Below are 18,137 nucleotides of genomic sequence, written 5' to 3'. Positions count from 1 at the left end.
GAGAATGTCGCGTTTGGCTAAAGACGCGGCGGCGTGCAAAAATGCGCGAACGCAAGGATGTGTGCCGAACCTAGGCGACAAAAATATGATTGAACGATCATTTAACATTGTCAAATGGGACGGTCCGGGGCGGAGCATGCCGGGCCGGTCGATGAGGATGGAACGATGGGCGGCGTGAGTCCGAGACGGGTCGAGGGCGAGGAAGGGCGGCGGCTGCAATTGATCGAGGGCACGATCGCGTCGCTGGCCGACGTCGGTTTCGCCGCCTGCACGCTGCACGATATTGCCCGCCGTGCCGGCGTCTCGCCCGGGCTGGTCGCGCACTATTTCGGCGACAAGGAGGGCCTGCTGGAGGCGACGCTGCGCCATCTGGCCGGGCGCCTGAGCCGCCTTGCGGCCCAGAAGCTCGCCGCTGCGCGGACGCCACGCGCCCGATTGCAGGCGATCATCGATGCCTGTCTCGCATCGGAGGAGTTCGACCGGCCGACGGCCAGCGTCTGGCTCGCCTTCTGGGGCCAGGTGCTGTATTCCGCCCGCTTCCGGCGCGTGCAGACCGTCTACCAGGGCCGCATGCAGTCGAACCTGCGCCATGCGCTAAAGCAGCTCGTGTCGGCGGGGGACGCCCATGCGATCGCGGTCACGACCGCGGCCCTGATCGACGGACTCTGGCTGCAAAAGACGCTTTCGGCCAGTGCCCAGGCTGAAAGCGCCAGTGCCCGGGCCATCGTCTCGGCCTTTGTCGACGGCCAGCTCGCCGCTGTCAAACCGGCCTCCCCGGGGGCTGGAACTGGGGCTGGAACTGGGGCTGGACGCCCGGCACGTCCGCGCCCCGCCGGGCGTTTTGCCACGATCAATCCGGCAACCGGCGAGACCCTGGCCGAGGTCGAAATCGCCGGTGCGGCCGAGATCGATGCCGCCGTCACCCGCGCGCAGGCGGCTCAGCGGCACTGGGCTAGCCGGAGTGGGGCCGAGCGGGGCCGGGTGCTGCGCCGTGTCGCCGACCTGCTGCGCCAGCGCAATGACGCGTTGGCGCGGCTGGAGACGCTCGACACGGGCAAGCCGATCCAGGAGACCGCGGCGGTCGATATCCTGTCCGGTGCGGACTGCTTCGAATATTTCGCCGGTGCCGCCGCCGGCCTCAGCGGCGAACAGGTCGATCTCGGACCCGGCGCCTTCGGCTATACCCGACGGGAACCGTTCGGCGTGGTCGCAGGTATCGGCGCCTGGAACTACCCGCTACAGATCGCCTGCTGGAAGGCGGCGCCGGCACTCGCTTGCGGCAACGCGATGATTTTCAAGCCGGCGGAACTGACACCCCTCAGTGCGGTGAAGCTGGCCGAGATCATGGTCGAGGCCGGTGTGCCGGACGGCCTCTTCAGCGTCGTTCAGGGCTTTGCCGAGACCGGTCAACTGCTGACCCGCCACCCTGACATCGCGAAACTGTCGCTGACCGGCGAGGTTGCAACCGGCAAGCATGTGCTGGCCGATGCCGGGTCCGGCCTGAAGCGCGTCACGCTCGAGCTCGGCGGCAAGTCGCCCTTGATCGTGTTCGACGATGCCGATCTCGATGATGCCGTGTCCGGCGCGCTCATCGGCAATTTCTATTCGGCTGGGGAGATCTGCTCGAACGGTACGCGCGTCTTCGTGCACCATCGGGTGCGCGAGCCCTTCCTTGCCAAGCTGGTCGAGCGCACCCGGCGCCTGGTGGTCGGCGACCCCCTCGACCCGCGCACCCAGGTTGGTTCGCTCATCTCCGAGGATCATCTGCAAAAGGTGCTGGGCTATATCGAGCGCGGCCGGGCCGAGGGGGCCAGGCTGCTGGCCGGCGGTCACCGGATCACGGACGGCGCACTCGGCCGCGGCGCCTTTATGGAACCGACGATCTTCGACGGCTGCACCGATCAGATGACGATCGTGCGCGAGGAGATCTTCGGCCCGGTCATGTCGGTGCTGGGGTTCGAGGATGAGGACGAGGTGGTCGCCCGCGCCAACGACACACGCTTCGGCCTCGCCGCTGGCGTCTTCACCCGCGACCTGGCGCGCGCGCATCGCACCATCGCCCGGCTCGAAGCCGGCACCTGCTGGATCAATCATTACAATGTGACGCCGGTCGAGCTGCCGTTCGGCGGCTACAAGCAATCGGGACTAGGCCGCGAGAATTCGCGCGCGGCGATCGAGGCTTATAGCCAGATGAAGAGCGTCTACGTCAATCTCGGTCCGATCGATGCTCCTTATTGAGCCAAGGTCGATCGCGAAAGCCCGCGATATCGACAGCGCCGACTATATTATCGTCGGCGCGGGCTCGGCCGGCTCGGTGCTGGCCAGCCGGCTGACCGAGGACGGCCGCCACACGGTGCTGGTGCTGGAACACGGCGGGTCCGACCGCTCGATCTATATTCAGATGCCGGCGGCGCTGTCCTATCCCATGAACATGGCGCGCTACAATTGGCAGTACGAGACCGAGCCGGAGCCGCATCTGGGCGGCCGCCGTCTCAACTGTCCGCGCGGCAAGGTCATCGGCGGCTCCTCGTCGATCAACGGCCTGGTCTATGTCCGCGGCAACCCGCTCGATTACGAGCGCTGGGAGGCGGAAGGTGCTGCCGGCTGGGGTTATCGCCAGGTACTGCCCTATTTCCGCCGGGCCGAGGCGCGGCGGACGGGCGGCAATGCCTGGCGCGGCGACGCCGGGCCGCTGGCGACGCGTACCGGCCGGCTCGCGAACCCGCTCTACCGCGTCTTCGTCGAGGCCGCGATCGAGGCCGGCTATGGCGCGACCGATGATATGAATGGCGCACGCCAGGAAGGCTTCGGCGCCATGGATATGACAGTGAAGGACGGCGTGCGCTGGTCGGCCGCCAACGCCTATCTGAAGCCGGCGTTGAAGCGGCCGAACCTGACCCTCGTCACCCACGCGCTCGCGACCGGCCTGATCTTCGACGGCAGCCGCGCGATCGGCGTGCGCTATGAGCGGGATGGAACGCTGCACGAGGTGCGGGCTCGGCGCGAGGTGATCTTGGCCGGCGGCCCGATCAATTCGCCGCAATTGCTGAAACTGTCGGGCATCGGACCGGCCGCGGAGCTCCGCGCCCTCGGCATTCCGGTGGTGCAGGACCGGCCGGGCGTCGGCGAGAATTTGCAGGACCATCTCGAATTCTATTTTCAGGTCGCCTGCACCCGGCCGGTGACGCTCTACGGCCAGTCGGGCCTCATCGGCCGCGGCCTCGTCGGCGCTCGGTGGCTGCTGACGCGAACGGGGCTCGGTGCCACCAACCATTTCGAGAGCGGCGGCTTCATTCGCTCGCGCCCCGGCATCCGCTATCCCGACATCCAGTATCATTTCCTGCCGCTCGCTGTCGGCTACGACGGCAGCGGGCTGGCGTCGGAACATGGTTTCCAGGCCCATGTCGGGCCGATGCGCTCGAAGAGCCGCGGCTGGGTCCGGCTCGCCTCGCGCGACCCGCACGAACACCCGACGATCCGGTTCAACTATATGAGCCACGAGGACGACTGGACCGAGATGCGCGCCTGCGTGCGGCTGACGCGCGAGATCTTCGCGCAGGCTGCCTTCGCCCCCTATCGCGGCCGGGAGATCCAGCCCGGCGCCGACGTCGTGAGCGACGAACAGATCGACGATTTCATCCGGCAGAAAGTCGAAAGCGCCTATCATCCGTCCTGCACCTGCAAGATGGGCCGAGCGGACGACCCGATGGCCGTGGTCGACGCCGAGACGCGGGTGATCGGCGTCGCGGGGGTGCGTGTGGTCGACAGCTCGATCATGCCGTCGGTCACGACCGGCAATCTGAACGCGCCGACGATCATGCTGGCCGAAAAGGCCGCCGACCACATCCTCGGCAAGCCGCTGCTCGACGCCTCGACCGCAGACCATTACGAGGCGCCGGATTGGGCAACGGCACAGCGCTGACGCCCTCCTTCATCCGAGGCCGATCCGTCGAACGGAAGCCCGATCGCGGCCTCATGATCCAGCCGGGACCACTTGCCGTCTAGACCGTGTGGTCGCCACGGGCCGATGGGCAGTCCCAGCCACTCAAGTATTCTGTAATCGCACAGCGCGCTAATCGTCGAAGCTGGCGAGCGCCTGCCGGCGCCGGTCGACCACGAGGCGCGTCACGTCCGGTCGCGCATAATGGCCGGCCGGGTCGAAATTCTGCCGCTCGCGCCGGACCTCGCGATGGTCGAGGGTGGCGACCAGCAACCCTTCCTCGCCCACAAGCGGTTCCACCACCCAGGACCCGTCCGGGGCCGCGATCGCCGAGCCGCCATTGGACCAGAGGGGGCTTTCGTCCCGGACCATGAGGTCGCGGTGAGGCGCGTCGGCAGGCACGTCGCCTGGCCGCATCACGCCCGAGACGGCCAGCACATAGCCGCGCATCTCCTTGGCGATGAAGCGGGTCGTGTCATGGGTGTTGTGCAGTCCGCCCGGCCAGACGGCGACATGGAGATCCTCGCCCTGGGCATAGAGGGCCGCGCGCGACAGCGGCATCCAGTTTTCCCAGCAATTGAGCCCGCCCAGGGTGAAGCGCCTGATCGGCTGGGTCTTCAGCCCATGCCCGTCGCCGGGTGCCCAGGTCAGCCGCTCCTCATAGGTCGGCATCAGCTTGCGATGGACATTCTGGACAGCGCCATCCGGGCCGATCCGGACCAGCGAGCAATAGACGCTGTGCCCGCCGCGATCTGCCGCACGTTCGGCACAGCCGACCATCATCGTGATCCCGTGCTGCCGCGCCCGCGCCTGCAGCGGCGCCAGATGGCCCGCTTCGATATCCACCGCCTGGTCCAGGTAATGGGCATGGATGTCCTTCTGGACTGGCGAATTGAAGCGAGCCCCGTCGGTCCGCTCGACCCAATAGGGATAGCCCGGCAGCACGGTTTCACCGAAGGCAACCAGCTGGCAGCCGCGCGCCGCCGCCTGGTCGGTGTAGGCGATGATCTTCTCCAGCGTGCGGGCCCGGTCGAGCCAGATGGGCGCGATCTGGGCCAGGCCGACGGTCAAGAGATCGGGATTTTCAGCCTGGGACATGTGCTGCTCCTGTTCCAATTGCCCGGAGCATGGCGGCAGGCCTCGCGATAAGACAAATTAATCGTTATAATCTTCGCCATCGTGATTCCTAATGTCACCCTGACCCAACTGCGCTGCTTCCAGGAAGTGGCGGAAAGCGGCGGCTTCACGGCGGCAACCCGTCGCTTGCCGCTGACCCAATCGGCCGTGAGCCAGGCCATCGCCGGCCTGGAGCAGGCGCTGGGCGTCGGCCTGTTCCATCGCCAGCGCGACGGCGTCACCCTGACCGAGGCCGGCGAGGCAGCGCTCGCCGAGGCCAAGGCGGCCTTGGCCGCCATCGACCGTCTGCGCGCGGTCTGCGTCGGCAACGCGGACCTGGCCGGCACGCGTCTTCGCATCGGCGCTGTGCAGAGTGCCACCATCCGCCTGCTGCCGGGCTGGCTGAAGCCGTTCCGGGCACGCTATCCCAAAGTGGCGGTGACGCTCCATGAAGGCACCGACCCGGAGGTCTGCGGCTGGGTGCTGGCGGGCGCGGTCGATGTGGGCCTGACCAGCGCACCCCATCCGGACCTCGTGGCCCGGACTGTGGCCGAGGACGAGTACGTGGTGCTGCTGCCGGCGGGCCATCCGCTTTCGTCCCGGAACGAGATCAGCCTCGACCTGCTGGATGGGGAGAAAATGATCCTGTCGGGCGGCGGCTGCGAGACCATGATCCAGGACTTGCTGGAAGCCGCCGGCAGCCAGCCCGAGATTGCCTTCATGGTGCGCGACAACGGTACGCTCGCCGCCATGGTGCGCGAGGGGCTGGGCCTCACGATCATGCCGGAACTGGCCTTGCCCGACGACATGAGCGCGCTGACCGTTCGCCGCCTGTCACCCGCCCTGCCGCGCCAGATCGCCGCCGTCGCCAAGACGCCGGCCGACCTGGGGCCAGCGGCCCACGCTTTCCTCTCGCTTCTGCCGGGCGCCCGGAACGGCTGAGCAATGGGCAGACAGCAGCTTTGCTGCCCGCGAACGCTGAAACGCTGCGGAGCGCATCCGCCACGAGGTGGAAAACGGCAGCTCAAAGTGCGACGCTGCTGGTGATGGGTGTGACGATCTACGCAGGCAATGCCGGCGACCGAAACGAGCGGGGTATGCGCGGGGCGGTGGACCTCGGCACCGAACTTGCCCGCCGGCCCGGCGTGAACCCGCAAGCCGTTGGTTCGCCCACCGCTCTTGTCGAGGGCGGAGATGGTTCCCCGGAGCATGATGGAATGCCCGCGGCGAAGTGACCACCGCACGGAGCAGATCCGATGAGCATAGAAGGCGCGCCTCAGTTTTTCGAACGGCTCATCGCCGATGGCCCCGATGCGGTGATTTATGCGGATGCAGCGGGTGTCATCCGCTACTGGAATGCGGCCGCCACGCGCATCTTCGGCTTTGCCGAAGGCGAGGCGATTGGCGCGTCGCTCGATTTGATCATCCCCGAACGCCTGCGCAGCCGGCATTGGGAAGGCTACGACAAGGTCATGGGCGGCGCCCAAAGCCGCTATGGCAGCGGCGCCGTCCTGGCGGTGCCGGCGCTCCATAAGGACGGGCGGCAGATCTCGATCGAGTTCACGATCCTGCCGCTTCACGGCGATGCCGGGACACTTCTCGGCATCGCCGCGTTCTTGCGCGACGCGACGGCACGGTTCGAGGAGCTTCGTGCGCTGCGGCGCGAGTTGGCCGCGCTGAAGCAGGGCGGCTGACCCCGCAGACATCGCCGTATCGGCGACGCCGACAAGGGCCTGCGATCATTCTGCCGGGGCCGGGCTGGCCGCAACCGTCCCGCCTGAGGCCGGGCCGGTCCGGTTCGTAAGCGAGATCAGCACCGGCATGACCAGCAGCACCATCGGGAACTGCAGGATCAGGCCGGCGATGATGGCGACCGCCAGCGGTTGCTGCATGGCCGAGCCCTCGCCGAGCCCGAGCGCCAGCGGCATCAGCGTCAGGATCGCCGCGAGCGTCGTCATGGCGATCGGCCGGAGGCGATTGCGGCTCGCCTCGAGCAGCGCTTGGCGCGGCGGCATCTCCTGCGTCAGCTCGCGATATTCCGAGACGTAGAAGATCGCCATCTCGGTCGCGATGCCGATGATCATGGTCATGCCCATCATCGCTGTGATGTTGAGCTCGATGCCGGTGAGCCAGAGCGCTGTGAACACGGCCGTGGTCGACAGCAGCGAAGTGCCGATGATGATGACCGGCAGAACCACGCGCTCGTAGATGAACAAGAGCAGGATCAGCTCGGCCACGAGCGCCGCGCCGAATACTTTCAAGAGACCGGCGAAGGCGATCTGCTGCTGCTCGTACAGCCCGCCCAGCGTATAGCTCACCCCCGCCGGCAGGGCGCCGGGCCGGTCGAGCGCCTGGCGGACGTCCTGGATGGTCGAGCCGAGGTCGCGGTTCTCGATGCGCGCCGTCACTGCCACCATGCGCTGCAGATCGTCGCGCGTGATCTCCGGCTGGCCGGGATCGGTCGCGATCGTCGCCACCCGCTCGAGCGGGAACAGGTGGCCGTCCGGCGCGCGAATTGGCAATTGAGCGAGATCGCCGTCGCGCCGGCGCTCGCCGGCCGGCAGGATGACGCGCACGCCGACCTGCTTGACGGCGGTCGGCAGGTTGGTTGCGACCGTGCCGTTGAGATAAGCGTCGAGCTGGCTTGAGACCTGGGCGGGATCGGTCCCTTCGAGTGCCGCCTTGACCGGGTCGACCTGGATGGTGAGCGCGTCGCCCGCGAGCGTCACGCCGTCCTTGATGTCGACGACGCCGTCGACCTTGCCGATCGCGGTGGCGACCGTCTTCGCCGCCGGGATCAGCGTCGCGGGATCGCTTGCGAACAGCTGAATCTCGATCGGCTGCGGCACCGCCGTCAGGTCACCGATCAGATCCTCCATGAGCTGCGCCAGCTCGACCTGCACGCCGGGCACCTGGGCTTCGACGCGCTGGCGGATGTCGGCCATCACCTCGTCGCTGCCGCGCCGGGGCGGCGGCTTCAGCCGCACGAAGAAATCGCCCTGGTTCGCCTCGTTGAGGCCGCCGCCGAGGCCGAGGCCGGTCCGGCGCGAGAACGTGTCGACCTCGGGCGTCGCCCTTAGGATCGCCTCCACCTGGTGCAGCTCGCGATCGGTCTCGGTCAACGAAGTGCCGGGCAGCGTGCGATAGTCAAGCACGAAGCCGCCCTCGTCCATCGCCGGCATGAAGCCGGTGCCGACATGGCCATAGGCGACCCAGCCCAAGGCCAGCAGCGGCACGACGGCTGCGGCGATCAGCCAGGGGGCGGCGAAGATCCGCTGCAGCAGCCGGCGATGCTGGCGTTCGAGCCAGGGCTCACGCCCGTGCGCCGGATCGTGCCAGCGGGTGAAGTCGATGATGTGGCGCGCCAGCACCGGCACGGCGAAGGCGGTCAGCAGATAGGAGATGACGAGCGCCGATGCCATCGTCACCGACAACGCCTTGAAGAAGGCGCCGGTGACGCCGGTGAGGAAACCCAACGGGAAGAATACGATGAGCGTCGCGAGGCTGGAGCCGGTAAGCGGGCGCAGGAACTCCCGGCCGGCCGGCAGCACCGCCGCCTCGCCCGCGCCGGTGCCGGCGCGCCGCGCGATATGCTCGATCATCACGATCACGTCGTCGATGACGAGGCCGACCGCGGCCGCGATGCCGCCCAGCGTCATGATGTTGAAGCTCTGGCCGATCAGGCTCAGCACGAGCACGGTCGAGGCGAGCGTCGCTGGCACCACGAGCATTGCGACGAGGGTGGTGCGCCAGTTGCGCAGGAACACGAACAGCACGACCGCGGCGAGGCCCAGGCCGATGAAGATCGCGTCGCGCACGCTGCCGGCCGATTGCGTCACCAGCACGCTCTGGTCGTACCAGTTGGCGAGCTGGATGCCGGCCGGCATCCGGAAGCCGGCGAGCTTCTGGCGCACGTCCTTGGCGATCTGGACGCTGTTGCCGTCCGGCTGCTGATAGACCTGGAACAGCACGGCCGACTTGCCGTCCTCGTCGACCTTCGTCCAGGCGGGCGTGGTCGCATCCGTGACCGTCGCCACGTCGCCGACCCGGATGACGCCGGCCGGGCCCGACTTGAGCACGACCGAGCGAATCTGGTCGAGCTGGTGCAGCGTCTCGTCGGTCACCACCAGATAGAGCTTGTGATGGTCCTCGATGCGGCCGACGGCATTGAGCACGTTCGCAGCACCCAGCGCCGCGGTCACGTCGCCGAGCGCCAGCCCGTCGAGGTCGAGCCGATGCGGGTCGACCGCCACCTGGACCTCCTGCTGTGCGCCGCCCAGCACGTCGACCCGCGCCACGCCCGGGATGGCCGACAGGAGCGGCACGATACGGTATTGCGCGAGATCGCGCAGCGCCGTCGGCGAAACGCGGTCGGACGTCAAGCCATAGGCGATGATCGGGAAGGTCGTCGGGTCCATCCGCCGGACGTCGTAGGACGTTCCGGGCGGCAGGCTCGGCAGGACTTGGGCCACGGCCGCATCGATCTGCAGGGTCGTCGCGACCATGTCGACGCCCCAGTCGAAATCGAGCGAGATCTCGGCCGAGCCGCGGCTCGAGGTCGAGCGGATGTGGCGCACGCCCGGCACCCGGCGCACGGCCTGCTCGACCGGCTGGGTCACGACGAGCGCCATCTGGTCGGCCGGCCGGTCGCCGGCGTCGACCGTGACGACGGCGCGCGGGAAGGTGATCTGCGGGAACAGCCCGACCGGCAGCGACACGGCGGAGATGCCGCCGGCCAGCGCCAGCGCCAGGACGACGAAAATGATCGAGCGGCGATGGTGCTCGATCCAGGCGGTGAGCGTCATAGTTTCCGGTCCGTCCCTTGCTCCGCCACGGCGCTTTGCTCGCGCACGGCCGCGCCGTCGCTCAGCTGGTAATTGCCGCTGACGACCAGCGGAGCGCCGGGCTCGAGCGGCCCGTCCAGCACGCTCATGTCGCCCACTTCGCCCACGATCCTGACCGGCACGGTCTTGGCCTTGCCGCCCGCGACCTGGAAGACATGGGCGCCGCCGTCGAGCAGCACCGCCTCGCGCGGCGCGATCCAGCCCTTGAGCTGGCCGGTCTCGATCGTCGCCCGGTAGCCGGCGCCCGGCAGGGCGGCCTGCACCGTCGCAGGAGACAGGTGGATCTGCGCATCGACGAGGCGCGTCTTCGGGTCGATCATGCCCGCGACGGACGCGATCGTGCCCTCGAGCGCCGGCGCCTTGCCGTCGAGCGCGGCCAGGTGGACCGCTGCTCCCGCCGCAACCATGGCTCGCTGCGCCGGCTCGATGCCGGCGGAGACGACGAAGGCGTCGGCGCGGGCCAGCTGCATCAGCGGGGCGGAGGGCTGGATCCGATCGCCGGGCCCGACCGCGATCGACAGGACGACCCCGTCGAACGGTGCCGCGATCGTCTCGACCGGTTTGCCGCCGCCCGAACGGTCGAGCGCGTCGAGCGCGCTCCGCGCATCGGCGACCGCCTTGTCGGCTTGGGTGAGCTGGGCGCGCGTTGCGAGCTGCTGGGCCAGCAGCTCAGCGGTCCGCGTGCGATCGTCCTTGGCGGCGGCGAGTGCCGAGACCGCCTGGTCATAGGTCGCGATCGTCGCCGGATCGGCGCCGAAATCGACGAGCGGGTCGCCCTTGCGGATCGTCTCGCCCGGCGCGACGCGCAGCTTCAGCACCTGGCCGGCGCGCAGCAGGCTGATGTTGGCCGTGCCGTCCGGCGCCGGCCCGACGACGCCGTAGGCGACGATCGTTTCCGCGACGCTGCCCTGTTTGACCGGCACGGTCGAGACCAGCACGCTCGCCGGCGCGTCGTCAGCGAGGGCCGCTTTGGTCACGTTGGGCAGCGGCGCCGCAAGGGCGGCCGCCAGCAGCAGGAGAGGCATCTTCATGGGATCACTCCGTGGCCGCCGCCACTTCCGGCGGCGCCATTTCCGACGTTGGCAGGTCGATGGCCGGCGTGCCGGCTCCGGTCAGCGTCGCAATGGCGACCTGTTGTTCGAGCTCTGACTGTTCGAGACCGACGAGTTCCTGCTCTTTGCCGAGCCGGACGATCTGCAGATCGACATAGCCGCGTTCGTCGATATTGCCGGCGCGGAACGCGCGATCGCCGCGGTCCGCGATCTCCGTCGCCCGTGAAAGATCCTCGCGCACCGTTGCGATCTGGTGGGCGAGCAGCGCCTGCTCGCGCAGCATCGCGGTCACTTCGCCCGAGGCCGCATCGATCCGGCTCTTGTACTCGTCGTGCAGCTTCTGGCGCGTCGCGCGCTCGATCGCGATATTGCCTTGGTTATGGTTGAAGATCGGCAGATCGAGCGTGATCTGCGGTCCGAATGTGCCCACGTGGCTCGTGTCGCTGCCGCCGGTGCCGCCGAGCAGCAACGCCGGGAACTGCGCCAGCACCGCACCGCGCACCTTCTCCTCCTCGGCGCCATAGGCGAGCTGCAGCGCGATAAGGTCGGGGCGATGGCGGGGCAGGTTCGCGAGGTCGTGTTCGGCCGCCGCCGGGTCGATCGGCGGCAGGTCGACATGATCGACGAATTTCAGCGCCACATCGGGGACAAGGCCGAGCAGCGCGTCGATGTCATGCTGACGGGTCAGCATCTGCCGGTCCAGATCGTGGATCTGCTTGTCGAGATCGCCGAGCGCGGTCAGGTCCGGTGCCGCCGTCGCCAGGTCGATGTCGCCAGCGGCGAGCGCCTTCCGGCTGCGCTCGGCGCGGGCCGCGAACAGGGCGCGATTCTCCATCAGCACCTCGTGGAGTTTCTGCTGCTCGACCGAATCGACGAACAGCAGGCGCGCCTTGCCGATCACCTGCCATTCCTGCCACAGCAGGTCGGCGTCGACCTTGCGCGCGTCCAGGCGTGCCGCCTTGCGCTGCGCCGAGAGCGTTACGAGCGCCTTGATGTCCTCGGTGAAGCCGGCGGTCCAGGCATCGAAACGTGCGGGGCCGGTCAGCAGCGGCGTGTAGTTTCCGCTGAGCTGCGGGTTGGGCAGCAGGCCGGCCTGCAGCACCTGAGCCTCGGCGACGCCGCGGTCGTTGCGGGCAGCGATCAGGTCCGGGTTGTTCTCGAGCGCCAGGATCGCGAAGCCGGCCGCGTCGAGCGGCTGGGTCGGGTCGAGCGCCACCGCCGCACCCGCCGGCCAATCTGGCGGCAGATCGTGCCGGAGGCTCGCCGGATCGCCAGCGAGATGCGGTGCTGCCGGCAGCGGCAGCGACTGATAGCTCTCGCAGGCGGCTAGCAGGGCGCAGGACGACAGGAACTGAGCCGCCCGGCGCGCCCGCCGGAAAGTCCGAGACATGGCGACCCTTCGTTGCTGGAGACGGGTTGGACCATGGCACTCTCCATGTTGCAGTGCGATGGCCCGAAGATTGGCTTTTGGTAACCTTCGCGGAGCGACGAGGTTGCTAGTCGGCGGACCGGGACGCCGATCCTTGAGGCGTGGATCCTTGAGGCGCTACGGCCTTGCCGCGGCGGGCGTGTAGCGCCTGCGCCAGCCGGTCGAGCGCCACATAGACGACCGGCGTGGTGTAGAGTGTGAGCACTTGCGAGACGACAAGGCCGCCGACGATCGCGATGCCGAGCGGCCGCTGCAGCTCGGCGCCTGCCCCGCGTCCGAGCGCCAGCGGCACGGCGCCCAGCAGCGCCGCCATGGTCGTCATCATGATCGGCCGGAAGCGCAGGATGGCGGCGTCGTAGATCGCGACGGCTGCGGGCAGTCCCTGGCCACGCTCCGCCTCGAGCGCGAAATCGACCATCATGATGCCGTTCTTCTTGACGATGCCGATCAGCAGCAGGATGCCGATCACGCCGACCACCGAAAGTTCGAATCCGGTGGCACCGAGCGCCAGCAGCGCGCCCAAGCCCGCCGACGGCAGGGTCGACAGAATGGTGATCGGATGCAGCAGGCTCTGATAGAGCATGCCCAGCACCAGATAGATCGCCAGGATCGCCGCCAGGATGAGGTAGGGCTGGCTCGAGAGCGACGCCTTGAACGCCTGCGCCGTGCCCTGGAAGCCGCCCATGATCGTATCGGGCAGTTGGATGCGCTGGCGGGCCGCCTCGACCGCGCTCACCGCCTCGCCGAGCGCGACACCCGGCGCGAGATTGAAGGAGAGCGTGACCGCCGGGGTCTGGTCCTGATGGTTGATGCTGAGCGGCGCCAGGCTCTGGCCGAGCGAGACGAAGGTGTTGAGCGGCACCAGCCCGCCCGTTTCGCTCGAACGGACATAGAGGGACGCGAGCGTCTCCTGGTCGCGCTGCCAGCGCGGCTCCAGCTCGAGCACGACCTTCGTCTGGTCGAGCTGCGAGAAGATCGTCGCGACCTGGCGCTGGCCGAACGCATCGTAGAGCACATCGTCGATCTGCTGGACCGTGACGCCGAGGCGCGCCGCCGTCGTGCGGTCGATCGCGAGGTTGGTCTGCGGCCCCTGGGCCTGCAGATCGCTCGTCACGCCGGTCAGCTCAGGCAGCGTGCGGAGCGCGTCGGTCAGGATCGGCGCCCAATGGAACAGCTCGCCGACGTTCGGGTCCTCGATCGTGTATTGATATTGCGTCTTGCTCGGCCGCGCGCCGACCTGGATGTCCTGGCGCTGCTGCAGGAACAGCGCCGCCCCTGCAACGGGGGCCACCGCCCGGCGCAGGCGCTGGATGATCGTTTGCGCATCGGCCCGCCGCTCACCGACCGGGCGCAGGTTGATGGTCATGCGGCCGGTATTGAGCCCGTTCGATCCCAGGGACGAAAACAGCTCGACCACGTCCGGGTCCTTGAGAACGATGCGCGCGATCTCCTGCTGCTTTTCCGCCATGGCGGCGCTCGAGATGTCCGGTGCGGCCTCTGTGACGCCGGCAAGCTGGCTCGTGTCCTGTTCCGGGATGAAGCCCTTGGCCGTGACGGCATAGAGCGTCACGGTCACGGCAAGCGTCGCCATGGTGACGAGCAGCATCGTTCCCGGGTGGCGCAGCGCCCAGCGCAGGCTGCGCGCGTAGAACGGCGTCAGCCGGGCGAAGCCGCGCGCCGTCTCGTACTCGTCGCGTGCCGCAGCGTTGCGCCGGAGCAGATGGGCGCACAGCATCGGCGACAGGGTGACCGACACGACGCCCGAGATCAGCACGGCAACGCTGACCGTCACCGCGAACTCGCGGAAGATGCGCCCGACGATGCCGCCCATGAACAGGATCGGGATGAAGACCGCGACGAGCGAGACGGTGATCGACAGGATGGTGAAGGCGACCTCGCCGGCGCCGTCGATCGCCGCCTGTCGCGCGCCCTTGCCCATCGCAAGATGCCGCGCCGTGTTCTCGACCACGACGATCGCGTCGTCGACGACGAATCCCACGGCGATGGCGAGGCCCATCAGCGAGAAATTGTCGAGGCTGTAGCCGAGGAGCTCCATGACGCCGAAGGTGCCGACGAGCGCCAGCGGGATGGCGAGGCTCGGGATCAGCGTGGCACGCCATTCCCGCAGGAAGGCGTAGACCACGGCCACGACCAGCAGCACCGAGAGGATCAGCGTCCGCTCGACATCTGCGACCGTCGCGCGGATCGTCTGGGTGCGGTCGCCGAACACGGTCGCCTTGATCGACGGCGGCAGCGTCTTGAGGATGATCGGCAGCGCCGCCTTCACCCGATCGACCGTGGCGGCGACGTTGTAGCCGGGCTGCTGGTGGACATCGACCATGATCGCCCGGTCGCGATTGAACCAGCCGCGGTTCCGGACGTCCTCGGCCCCGTGGAGGACGTCCGCCACGTCCTTGAGCTGCACCGCGCGCCCGGCGTGATGGGCGATGACGAGGTTGCGGAACCCGGCGATGTCGGTCAGCTGGTCGTTCGCGGCGATGGCTGTCGACTGGCTGTCGCCGTCGAACAATCCCTTGGGCCCGTCCACCGTCGCCTGGGCGATGGCGCTGCGCACGTCCTCGAGCGTGAGGCCGAGGCCCGAGAGCGTTGCCGGCCGGACCTGGATGCGGATCGCCGGCTTCTGCTCGCCGTTCATGTCGACGAGCCCGACGCCTTCGATACGGGCCAGCTGCGGGATCAGGTAGTCGTCGGCATAGGCGTCGACCCGCTCGATCGGCAGCGACGGCGAGGTCAGCATCAGCGACAGAATGGGAAAGATCGCCGGGTTCGATTTGTGGTAGGTCGGCGGGCTCGGCAGGTTCTTTGGCAGATCGCCTTCGGCACTGTTGATCGCCGTCTGCACGTCCTGCGCGGCGCCGTCGATCTGGCGGTCGAGCGCGAACTGGATGTTGATCGACGTCTTCCCGAGCGTGCTCGACGAGGTCAGCTGCAGGACGCCGGGCAATTGGGCGAGCGCACGCTCGAGCGGGGCCGCGACCGAGGAGGCCATGGTCTCGGCGCTGGCACCCGGCAATGCGGCCGACACCTGGATGGTCGGGAAATCGACCTGCGGCAGCGTCGCGATCGGCAGCAGGCTGTAGCCGACGACGCCCAAGGCCAGGATCGCGACCATCAGGAGGCCGGTCGGGATCGGACGCCGGATGAAGAAGGCGGGGATGTTCATCGGGACCGGCTCATGGTCGCGCGCTCAAAAACGCAGCGTGACGACGAGGCCGGGCCGGTTGTCGCCGAGCTCGATCTCGATCTGATGGAGTGCCGCCACGGCCGCGACGAGGCTGAGCCCGAGCCCGCTGCCGGGCGTCGTGCGGCTCTCCTCCAGGCGGAAGAAGCGCTGGAACACCCGGTCGCGGAACACGGCCGGGATGCCCGGCCCGTCGTCCGCGACCACGATCTCCGGCCGACCGTTCGTGCGCCGCGCTGTCACCTGGATCGTTGCGCGCGCCGGCGCATGGCGGATCGCGTTCTCGATCAGGTTCGCCAGCATCTGGACGATGAGCTCGCGATCGCCGCGGACACGGAGATCGTCCGTGACCGTGTGCTCGAGCCGCTGCCCCTTCTCCTCGGCGACCGGCTGGTAGGTTTCGGCCAGGCCCTGTACGAGCTCGCTCAGGTCGACGCTCGCGAAGGTGCCGCGCCGCGCGCCGCCCTCGATCTGGGCGATGCGCAGGAGCGCTCCGAACGTGTCGAGGATGTCGTCGACCTGCTGGATGGCACCGTCGAGCGCGGTGTTCAGGCCCTCGACCGTCCCCTCCCGGCGCCGGGCGAGCTCGAGCCGGTGGCGAAGCCGGGTGAGCGGCGTGCGCAGGTCGTGGGCGATGTCGTTCGACACCTGGCGCAGCCCTTCCATCAGCCCCTGGATCCGGTCGAGCATCGTGTTGAGGCTCGCGGCGAGATGATCGAACTCGTCGTCCGTGCCGGCGACCGGCATGCGGCGTTCGAGATCGCCGTCGACGATCTCCCGGCTGGCCCGGCTCACCGCTTCGACCCGGCGCAACAGGCCAGCACTCATCAGCGCACCGCCGCCCAAGGCCAGGACCAGCGTCAGGACGAGAGCCAGGGCGAAGGCGCGGGCGACGAGTTCCTGCATCTCCTCGAGCTGGAAATTGTCGTTCGCGACGAAGAGATAGGCGTTGTCGGTCGTAACCACGCCGCGGCCATGGAACCCGTGGGCCTCCGTGCCGTCCTCGAACAGCTTGGGCCTCGGCGCGTTGACATGATGCAGCGCTACGGCGCGGCGCGGCAGGTTGGTCGCCAGCACTTCGCCCTTGGCGTTCTGCAGCAGATAGAAGAACCCGGTCGGCGCCTGCCGGATCCGCTCGTCGACCTCCTGGCGGAGATGGTCGAGCCCCTTGGCCGGCTGGCCGTCCAGGAGGGCGGTGAGCTCAGCATCGACCGACACGTCCATCTGGCGGGCCATGAAGCCGGCGGTCGACCAATAGATGACGGCGAACAGCACGACGACCGACGCTGTGAACACCGTCGCGTAGATCAGGGTCAGCCGGAAGCTGGTGGTGCGAAAGAGCCTAGGCGGGCGCACGGAGGCAATACCCGGCGCCGCGCACCGTATGGATCAGTTCCGCATCGAAGCCCTTGTCGACCTTGCCGCGCAGCCGGCTGATATGGGTCTCGACGATGTTGGTCCTGGGGTCGAAATGGAAATCCCAGACATTCTCAAGCAGCATCGTCCGCGTCACGACCTGGCCGGCGTGGCGCATCAGATATTCGAGCAGCCGGAACTCGCGCGGCTGCACCGTGATCTCCTCGCCGCCGCGCCGCACGATCCGGGAGAGCAGGTCGATCTCGAGGTCGCCGACGCGGATCGTCGTCTGGGCGACCGGCGCCGGCGGCCGGCGGCCGAGGGCCGCCACCCGCGCCACCAGCTCGGCGAAGGCGAAGGGCTTGATCAGATAGTCGTCCCCGCCGGCGTTGAGGCCGCTCACCCGGTCGTCGATGCCGCCCAGCGTCGTCAGGAACAGAATCGGCGTCGTCACCTGGCCGCCGCGCAGCGTCTTGACCAGCGACAGCCCGTCGAGGCCGGGCAGCATGCGATCGACGATCAGCAGGTCCCAGCTCTCGCCGGCGGCGCGGAACAGGCCGTCGCGGCCATCCGCGGCGATCGTGACATTGTGGCCTTCCTCGCTCAGGCCCTGGGTCACGTAGTCGGCCGTCTCCCGATCGTCTTCGATCAACAGGATCTTCACCCGTTCCTCCACCGCCAAGCCGGTCGCGCACGGGAGAGCTGCGACCGGCATCAAGGCGGAGACTAGCAGCGATTTCCTTGCCATTCTAAGGCCGGAAGATTGGCTTTTGGTAATGTTTGCGGCGCCTCGACGAGCCCCGCCGGCAGCAGGACACCGGCAAGGCTGTAGGCTTTTGCGCGCTTCGTCATGCCGCTCCTTCCCCCGAAGCCGGCGTTCGCGCTCAGGCCGCGGCGAGGGCGGTCGAGGCCTCGTGCGTGCCGGCGCGGATCAGCAGGATCTTGATGTCGTCGCCGATGCGATGCACGCGCTCGTGGAAGGCATTGTGGAAGACGAGGCCGTAGACCGCGACCGAGATGCCGAGCGCGGTTGCGAACAGCGCCGTGCCGATGCCGGCGCTGACGCCCGACGGGTCGGAGATGCCGGACTGGGCAAGCGCCGTGAACGTGTCGATGATGCCGAGGATGGTGCCGAGCAAGCCCAAGAGCGGGGCGGCGGTCACGATCGTGTCGAGCAGCCACAGGTGCCGGTTGAGCG

General features: G+C 68.4%; 13 protein-coding genes. 4 read left to right on the top strand and 9 right to left on the bottom strand.

The window, feature by feature from the left end; translation table 11 throughout:
• The first annotated feature begins 174 nt into the window (after positions 1-174).
• Complete coding sequence (gene betB / locus IEY58_RS32720; protein ID WP_229744137.1) at positions 175-2,238, top strand: betaine-aldehyde dehydrogenase; 2,064 nt, start codon at positions 175-177, stop codon at positions 2,236-2,238.
• On the top strand, positions 2,225-3,922 hold the full coding sequence (betA, locus tag IEY58_RS32715; protein ID WP_189052392.1) for a choline dehydrogenase: 1,698 nt from the start codon (positions 2,225-2,227) through the stop codon (positions 3,920-3,922). The genes betB and betA overlap by 14 nt, the downstream gene beginning before the upstream one ends.
• A 150-nt stretch (positions 3,923-4,072) precedes the next feature.
• Here betA and IEY58_RS32710 read toward each other — a convergent pair whose 3' ends face one another.
• A complete protein-coding gene (locus IEY58_RS32710) occupies positions 4,073-5,038 on the bottom strand; it encodes a carbon-nitrogen hydrolase family protein (protein WP_189052391.1) in 966 nt (321 codons plus the stop codon).
• A gap of 81 nt (positions 5,039-5,119) precedes the next feature.
• Between IEY58_RS32710 and IEY58_RS32705 the strand changes: the two genes are divergently transcribed.
• Both IEY58_RS32705 and IEY58_RS32700 read left to right on the top strand, forming a co-directional pair.
• On the top strand, positions 5,120-5,998 hold the full coding sequence (locus tag IEY58_RS32705) for a LysR family transcriptional regulator (protein ID WP_189052390.1): 879 nt from the start codon (positions 5,120-5,122) through the stop codon (positions 5,996-5,998).
• 314 nt (positions 5,999-6,312) lie between these two features.
• Positions 6,313-6,750, top strand: a complete 438-nt coding sequence (locus IEY58_RS32700; RefSeq protein WP_189052389.1) for a PAS domain-containing protein — start codon at positions 6,313-6,315, stop codon at positions 6,748-6,750.
• Positions 6,751-6,795: 45 nt separating this feature from the next.
• On the opposite strand, the gene IEY58_RS32695 is transcribed toward IEY58_RS32700, so the two are convergent.
• The 8 genes from IEY58_RS32695 to IEY58_RS32665 form a co-directional block, all read right to left on the bottom strand.
• Entirely contained in the window at positions 6,796-9,861 is a 3,066-nt protein-coding gene (locus IEY58_RS32695; RefSeq protein ID WP_189052388.1) for an efflux RND transporter permease subunit, read from the bottom strand.
• Positions 9,858-10,931 carry an efflux RND transporter periplasmic adaptor subunit gene (locus tag IEY58_RS32690; RefSeq protein WP_189052387.1) on the bottom strand — a complete coding sequence of 358 codons (1,074 nt, stop codon included), beginning with the start codon at positions 10,929-10,931 and terminating at the stop codon, positions 9,858-9,860. The genes IEY58_RS32695 and IEY58_RS32690 overlap by 4 nt, the downstream gene beginning before the upstream one ends.
• Positions 10,932-10,935: 4 nt before the next feature.
• The gene (locus tag IEY58_RS32685) at positions 10,936-12,342 is read right to left on the bottom strand and encodes a TolC family protein (RefSeq protein ID WP_189052386.1); all 1,407 of its coding nucleotides are present in this window, start codon (positions 12,340-12,342) and stop codon (positions 10,936-10,938) included.
• Positions 12,343-12,448: 106 nt separating this feature from the next.
• Positions 12,449-15,565, bottom strand: coding sequence for an efflux RND transporter permease subunit (locus IEY58_RS32680; protein WP_189052385.1), 3,117 nt, complete (start codon positions 15,563-15,565; stop codon positions 12,449-12,451).
• Positions 15,566-15,589: 24 nt separating this feature from the next.
• Positions 15,590-16,939 carry a sensor histidine kinase gene (locus tag IEY58_RS32675; RefSeq protein WP_189052384.1) on the bottom strand — a complete coding sequence of 450 codons (1,350 nt, stop codon included), beginning with the start codon at positions 16,937-16,939 and terminating at the stop codon, positions 15,590-15,592.
• The gene (locus IEY58_RS32670; RefSeq protein WP_189052383.1) at positions 16,926-17,603 is read right to left on the bottom strand and encodes a winged helix-turn-helix domain-containing protein; all 678 of its coding nucleotides are present in this window, start codon (positions 17,601-17,603) and stop codon (positions 16,926-16,928) included. Before IEY58_RS32670 ends, IEY58_RS32675 begins: the two co-directional genes overlap by 14 nt.
• Positions 17,604-17,665: 62 nt before the next feature.
• Entirely contained in the window at positions 17,666-17,791 is a 126-nt protein-coding gene (locus IEY58_RS34700) for a hypothetical protein (protein ID WP_268237604.1), read from the bottom strand.
• A gap of 32 nt (positions 17,792-17,823) precedes the next feature.
• On the bottom strand, positions 17,824-18,137 hold a 314-nt coding region (locus tag IEY58_RS32665; RefSeq protein ID WP_189052382.1), incomplete at its 5' end, for a MotA/TolQ/ExbB proton channel family protein.

Source organism: Aliidongia dinghuensis (genome assembly GCF_014643535.1).
Taxonomy (GTDB): domain Bacteria; phylum Pseudomonadota; class Alphaproteobacteria; order ATCC43930; family CGMCC-115725; genus Aliidongia; species Aliidongia dinghuensis.
Note: the sequence above shows the minus strand (reverse complement) of the source record. Positions and strands in the feature narration are given on the sequence as shown.

Excerpts from the sequence above, each read along its gene's own strand:
- betA (WP_189052392.1), top strand. The coding sequence starts at position 2,225 with ATGCTCCTTATTGAGCCAAGGTCGATCGCGAAAGCCCGCGATATCGAC.
- IEY58_RS32710 (WP_189052391.1), bottom strand. The coding sequence starts at position 5,038 with ATGTCCCAGGCTGAAAATCCCGATCTCTTGACCGTCGGCCTGGCCCAG.
- IEY58_RS32700 (WP_189052389.1), top strand. The coding sequence starts at position 6,313 with ATGAGCATAGAAGGCGCGCCTCAGTTTTTCGAACGGCTCATCGCCGAT.
- IEY58_RS32695 (WP_189052388.1), bottom strand. The coding sequence starts at position 9,861 with ATGACGCTCACCGCCTGGATCGAGCACCATCGCCGCTCGATCATTTTC.
- IEY58_RS32690 (WP_189052387.1), bottom strand. The coding sequence starts at position 10,931 with ATGAAGATGCCTCTCCTGCTGCTGGCGGCCGCCCTTGCGGCGCCGCTG.
- IEY58_RS32685 (WP_189052386.1), bottom strand. The coding sequence starts at position 12,342 with ATGTCTCGGACTTTCCGGCGGGCGCGCCGGGCGGCTCAGTTCCTGTCG.
- IEY58_RS32680 (WP_189052385.1), bottom strand. The coding sequence starts at position 15,565 with ATGAACATCCCCGCCTTCTTCATCCGGCGTCCGATCCCGACCGGCCTC.
- IEY58_RS34700 (WP_268237604.1), bottom strand. The coding sequence starts at position 17,791 with ATGACGAAGCGCGCAAAAGCCTACAGCCTTGCCGGTGTCCTGCTGCCG.